Raw genomic sequence first — 3,375 nt, 5'->3', positions numbered from 1 at the left:
ACGTTCCAGCATCGTTGGCTGGGTGAAACGGGGTCGCCGGAGGATACGACGGTATTGTACCTCGTCACAAAAGGGCGGCCGGAGAACGCCTTTATCCCTGAGCCGGTATCGGTGAAACCGGGAGGCCGCGATGCAGATTAAATCCAACAGTCTGGTGAAAATACTGGTGCCGACAGTGCTGGTTATTGGTGGATTTATCGGTATCAAAAGTTGCAGCTCACCGGAAGGTGCCGTGCCCAACACGACGTCGAATCATGTGCTGGCCACGCTGTCACCGGAGGAGTTACAGGCGCTGGGTGTCGGGGGCGATACGCCGGAAGATACCCTGCGCACTCTGGTGGGGACACTCAATAAAGTGCGGGCAGAGCAGAAACGTTTAAGTCAGCAGAATACCGATATCCTGAAAGAAAATGACCAGTTAAAGCACCAGCGCCTTGATGTTGCCGGCCAGATAGATGCAGCGGTTGCCGCCATCCGTCAGGACGATGAACAGCGTCAGCGTACGTTGCAGGATGAGCAACAAAGTTTGCTGGCACAGATTGATTTACTGACAGAACGATTAAATTCAGCACCGTTGCCTTCTCAGGATAGTTCAATACCCCTTGGGTTGGGACTGGCAGGGAATCAGTATGCGTCCAATCCAGTCAGGGGGCAGGATGAACTCATTTGGGTGACGCCTGCCGATGAAAAACCGGTTGAGAACCAAAACGTGGCTTACGGCAAACCGGACGCGAAATTTCCGACTTCTTTTTTAAGTGAACAACCGGCAACGGAGCAAAATACCTCACCGAATGCCTCGCTGAAGGAAGAAAACGAAAAACCGGTCTATACCTTGCCGGAAAATGCCACTTTGGTGGGCAGTCAGGCGATGACCGCGTTATTAGGCCGGGTGCCTGTCAATGGCACAGTCACTGACCCTTACCCGTTCAAAATTCTGATTGGCAAAGACAACCTGACCGCCAACGGCATCGAACTGCCGGAAGTGGAAGGCGCCGTGGTTTCCGGCTCGGCCAGTGGTGACTGGACCCTCTCCTGTGTACGCGGGCAGGTCAATTCCATCACCTTTGTGTTTCAGGATGGCACCGTGCGTACCCTGCCGGGCAAAGGGCAAAATCAGCAGGGTATCGGCTGGCTGTCCGATGAAAACGGCATTCCCTGTATCAGCGGCGAACGTAAATCCAATGCCAGCACCTATCTGCCGACGCTGTTTGCCCTTTCAGCCATGAATTCAGCCGGGGACGCTTTGAACGAAAGTCAGCGAACCGCCCAAACCAACGGCGCGGGCGGCATCACTTCTGCTTTAACGGGTAACGCCGGACAGGCGGCATTAGGAAAAGCCCTGGCCGGTGGCATGAATGACATCACCGAATGGCTCAAACAACGTTACAGCCAGACGTTTGATGCAGTCTACGTCCCGCCCGGTGCCGGTGTTGTGGTACATATCACCCAAAGTCTGGCGATGGATTACGAAACGAAAGGCCGTAAAGTGCGCTACGACTTTAGTGAACCTACTCAACATGATATTCAGGAAGATTTAGATTAATGGAACACACGCCTTCTCACTGGCTGTTTTGCACCAGCCAGCCTTACTGTCTGCAAATCAATATGACGCCCTGTGTTGAACAGGCACCGATTCAGCTTGACTGGCGACCCTCTCATGAAAAAGACAGCCGATTATATCTCACCATTGGCAATAGATGCCGGCTACTGAGTGACGGTGATTTTACCGTCTTTCGTCTGACAGAAATCCAGTGGCAAGCGGTTATTGCAGGCAAAATCAGGGCTAAGTCTGAACAGTGGGAACGTCTGCCGTTTACGGTATCGGAACTGGCCGTCCATCCTGAGTTTGCCACCTTTACTGCCATTGACACTACGGAGGTTCAGCTATGCGAAAAATAAACGCGGTTGTCGTGTTGTGTCTGTCAGAGCTGATAGCAGGTTGTTCAACCTCGAAAGACACGTTGCTGCCTGCCGGAAAGCAGACGGTGCTGGCGATGTGGCAGGGCAATAAAGCGGGTCACACTGTCGTACAGACGAGAAACGCATTGCGCAGAACGTTGACCGGTACCGAACGGAGGCGAGCGCTGGAAGACCCTTATTATTACAGCCGTTCGGTTGAGCATGAAATCAGCCGGCAGTTTCCCCGTCTCCCCAATCCCGATATGGTGATGTATGTTTTTCCGCATCTGGCGGCCGGCAATACGCCGATACCGGGCTACAGCACGGTGTTCCCGTTTTATCAGCAGGTGCAGTATGCCTTACCGGGTGAACGCACGGAGGCACGGTAATGGCCAATCCCAAACCACTGAACCGCCCCGGCAAACTGCGGGACGCTGATGAAGCGGCGATTTATCGGACCAATCCGTCCATTATCGACTATCTGCCCTGGGTGGAATATCTGGACGACGGACAATGCCTGTTGCTGGATGATGGGGTTTCCGTCGGTACGGTCTACCGGATTGAACCTGTTGCCACCGAAGGGCGTCCAATGGAGAGACTGATTGAAATTCGGGATCAGCTGGAAGATGCGATCCAGGACAGTCTGGAAGAGGACGATATCTCACCGTGGGTGGTGCAATTTTTTTGTCAGGACGAAGATGATCCTGCGGCCTATCTCAATACATTACGGGATTACGTCAAACCCTGGGCGCAAGGTACGGCTTTTACGGAGGCCTTTCTGGCCGAGTCCGAACGCCATCTGAACAGCATTGCCCGGCCTGAGGGGATATTTCAGGATAGCCTGATCACAGGGCAACCGTGGCGCGGACAGCAGCGCCAGACGCGTATGGCCGTCTATCGCTGGCTGCCTGCTCACCAATCTCAGGCAAGCCACTCTATTTTATCTTCTGTTGCTGCACTCAATCAGGTTTGTGAGCGACTGGTTTCCTCACTGGCGGCGGCGGGTATTGTGGCTGTCCGGCAGAATGGTACGCAGATCCATAGCTGGTTGTTACGTCATTTTAATCCATCCCCGGACTGGGGTATGGCAAAAGCCGATTTTTACCACACGGTGAGTTATGAAACGCCCATACAGCCCGAGCTCCCGATCCACAATGACTTTGCTGAAAGCCTGTGGTTTAACCCACCAGTATCCGATCCCGAAAACGGACTCTGGTGGTTTGATGAATTGCCACATAAAGCCATTCCGGTTGAACGCCTGCGCCGCCCGCCGGAGCCGGGTACGCTGACGGGTGAAGTGAAACGGGGGGATAATATCAATGCGCTGATGGATATGATGCCGGAAGGCACCGTAGTTTCTTTGACCATCGTGGCGCAGGCACAGGATACGCTGGAAGAGAGTTTTACCCGGCTGGCAAAAAATGCGGTGGGCGAAAATACCGAATCGGCGCGTGTCCGGCAGGATGTGCAGGAAGT

5 protein-coding genes are annotated in these 3,375 nt (G+C 53.9%); all 5 read left to right on the top strand.

From position 1 onward, the window contains the following. Window positions 1-141, top strand: a 141-nt coding sequence (locus tag Xbud_RS18555) for a DUF3438 family protein (protein ID WP_145956674.1), incomplete at its 5' end; no start/stop codon positions are given. Further along, entirely contained in the window at window positions 131-1,543 is a 1,413-nt protein-coding gene (locus tag Xbud_RS18550; RefSeq protein WP_099137466.1) for a TIGR03752 family integrating conjugative element protein, read from the top strand. The genes Xbud_RS18555 and Xbud_RS18550, both read left to right, overlap by 11 nt. Beyond that, complete coding sequence (locus Xbud_RS18545) at window positions 1,543-1,899, top strand: hypothetical protein (protein WP_099137465.1); 357 nt, start codon at window positions 1,543-1,545, stop codon at window positions 1,897-1,899. Before Xbud_RS18550 ends, Xbud_RS18545 begins: the two co-directional genes overlap by 1 nt. Then, entirely contained in the window at window positions 1,887-2,288 is a 402-nt protein-coding gene (locus tag Xbud_RS18540; RefSeq protein ID WP_099137464.1) for a TIGR03751 family conjugal transfer lipoprotein, read from the top strand. The genes Xbud_RS18545 and Xbud_RS18540 overlap by 13 nt, the downstream gene beginning before the upstream one ends. After that, the coding region (locus tag Xbud_RS18535) for a TraC family protein (protein WP_169923115.1) at window positions 2,288-3,375 on the top strand (1,088 nt) is incomplete at its 3' end. The genes Xbud_RS18540 and Xbud_RS18535, both read left to right, overlap by 1 nt.

The sequence above is a fragment of the Xenorhabdus budapestensis genome (genome assembly GCF_002632465.1).
Taxonomy (GTDB): domain Bacteria; phylum Pseudomonadota; class Gammaproteobacteria; order Enterobacterales; family Enterobacteriaceae; genus Xenorhabdus; species Xenorhabdus budapestensis.
The sequence above is the reverse complement of the archived record's forward strand: the minus strand, read 5'-3'. Positions and strand labels throughout refer to the sequence as shown.